Genomic DNA, 1,681 nt, shown 5'->3' with positions numbered 1-1,681 from the left:
TGCGTATTCCCACGCATGGCGATCGCTCAATAACATTCATGCCGATCACTCAATAACATCCATGCCGATCGCCCAATAACATCCCAGGCCGATCACTTTTTTCCTCTATGGGAAACCATGATCGGCATGAATGTTATTGATGACTTCTTCTCCCCGCTTCGTTAAACCCGCACTTTCCAACTGGACCCAAAAGAGGAAAGTGCATGTCTGCGAGGCCTATCACCGTGAGAAAACTCAAAGAAATCCTTCGTCTCAAATATCAGGCTCAACTGGCGCATCGTCAGATCGCCCTCAGCCTGCATATCTCATCCAGCACCGTCTCCTATTACCTCAATCGCGCTGCTCAGTTGGATATCACTACCTGGCCGCTCTGTGAGCGCTGGGATGATGTCACCCTGGAGCGTGCCTTCCTCAGCACCCGCGCGGTGTCCAAAACCCGCCACAAACCGCTCCCTGACTGGGCCGTGCTCCATCAGGAGCTCAAACAGCCCGGTCAAAAAGGGGTAACGCTGGAGCTACTGTGGCAGGAGTATGCCGAGCGCAATAACGGTGCCCACTACAGCTACAACCATTTCTGTCGGCTCTATAAGGAGTGGGCATCGGTGCTGCAACCGTCGATGCGCCAGACCCATATCGCGGGCGAAAAACTCTTTGTCGATTACTGTGGCCAGACCATGCCCATCGTGGATCCTCATACCGGTGAGATCCTCTATCGGGCCCAGGTCTTCGTCGCGGTGCTCGGGGCCTCCAACTACACCTTTGCTGAAGCCACCCGCTCCCAACAGCTTGAGGATTGGGTGATGAGCCACAAGCGGGCCTTTGAGTTTTTCGGCGGCGTCCCGCAACTGGTGGTGCCTGATTGCTTGAAGAGTGCGGTCAGCGTGGCACGCAATACTGACCCGGATCTCAATCCCACCTACCAGATGCTGGCCGCTCACTTCGGCACAGCGATCATGCCCGCCAGGCCGCGCAAGCCGAAAGATAAATCCAAGGCCGAGGTGGGGGTACAGATCGTCACCCGCTGGATCCTGGCGGTACTGCGCCATGAGACCTTCCATAGCCTGGCTCAGCTTAACCAACGGATATCCGGGTTACTGACCCGGCTCAATGAGAAACCCTTCCAGAAGCTGCCCGGTTGCCGCGCATCCATGTTTGCCGAGCTCGATGCGCCAGCACTCAAGCCCTTGCCAGCGTACCCCTACCAGTACACCAAAGTGGTGTCGGTGCTGGTCGGCAAGGATTACCACGTCGACCTGGAGAAGCACTATTACTCGGTCCCTTATGCCTTGCAGGGCAAGCGGCTGGAAGCCCATCTGGCGGAGCGTACGGTCACCCTGTATCACGCGGGTAAGGTCGTCGCTCAGCACCCACGCAGTCATCGCAAAGGCCAGCACAGCAGTCTGCCCGCCCATATGCCAGCGCATCACCAGGCACTGCTGGAGTGCTCACCTGAACGCCTACTGAGCTGGGCCGCGTCCATCGGGCCCTATACCACGCATTGGGTGGATAGTTTTATCCGCCAGGCAGCGCATCCGGCCCAAGCCGTGCGACCTTGTCAGGCCCTGCTGGGACAGAGCAAAAAGTATGGCAAGGCGCGGCTGGAGGCCGCCTGTCTACGTGGCTATCTGACCGGCGCCAACCGGCTGCACCACATCCGCAACATGCTCAAACACGGGCTGGA

The 1,681-nt window shown here is 58.1% G+C and carries 1 protein-coding gene; it reads left to right on the top strand.

Annotation, left to right across the window (positions count from 1 at the left end; genetic code table 11):
• Window positions 1-203 precede the first annotated feature (203 nt).
• A partial coding sequence (gene istA / locus OKC40_RS22335) for an IS21 family transposase (RefSeq protein ID WP_270797013.1) occupies window positions 204-1,681 on the top strand: 1,478 nt, incomplete at its 3' end.

The sequence above is a fragment of the Aeromonas sp. QDB11 genome, from assembly GCF_027705265.1.
GTDB classification, from domain to species: domain Bacteria; phylum Pseudomonadota; class Gammaproteobacteria; order Enterobacterales; family Aeromonadaceae; genus Aeromonas; species Aeromonas allosaccharophila.
This window is presented reverse-complemented; position numbering and strand designations above follow the sequence as displayed.